General features: G+C 71.3%; 1 protein-coding gene and 1 pseudogene. Both read left to right on the forward strand.

Annotation, left to right across the window (positions count from 1 at the left end; translation table 11 throughout):
* Window positions 1-240 (forward strand): ribosome-binding factor A (locus BZY54_RS48520; protein WP_483025165.1); only part of this gene is annotated, 240 nt, incomplete at its 5' end.
* Window positions 237-587: pseudogene (locus BZY54_RS48525) on the forward strand (tRNA pseudouridine(55) synthase TruB); the annotation flags it as partial. The gene BZY54_RS48520 and the pseudogene BZY54_RS48525, both read left to right, overlap by 4 nt.

Below are 587 nucleotides of genomic sequence, written 5' to 3' on the forward strand. Positions count from 1 at the left end.
ATCCTGCGCTCCGAGGTCGGCCGCGCGGCCGGAGTGAAGTTCACCCCGACCCTCACCTTCGTCGCGGACGCCCTCCCGGACACCGCCCGTACCATCGAGGACCTCCTCGACAAGGCGCGGGAGTCCGACGCCAAGGTGCGCGAGGCGTCCGCGGGCGCCACGTACGCCGGTGGAGCGGACCCGTACCGGAAGCCGGGTACCGAGGACGACACCGACGAGACGGACGACACCACCGAATGACCAGCAAGCCCACCCCGCCCGACGGCNNGCCGTCGGGCTTCACTTCGCACGACGTCGTGGCCAAGATGCGGGGGATCGCGAAGACCCGCCGCGTCGGCCACGCCGGCACCCTCGACCCGATGGCGACCGGCGTCCTCGTACTCGGCGTGGAGAGGGCCACCAAGCTCCTCGGCCACCTGGCGCTGACCGAGAAGGAGTACCTCGGCACCGTCCGGCTCGGCCAGAACACGGTCACCGACGACGCCGAGGGGGAGATCACCTCCTCCACCGACGCCTCCAAGGTCACCCGGGAGGCCGTCGACACCGCCATCGCCAAGCTGACCGGCGACATCATGCAGGTGCCGTCC

It is taken from the genome of Streptomyces carpinensis (genome assembly GCF_002154505.1).
In the GTDB taxonomy this organism is placed as follows: Bacteria; Actinomycetota; Actinomycetes; order Streptomycetales; family Streptomycetaceae; genus Streptomyces; species Streptomyces carpinensis.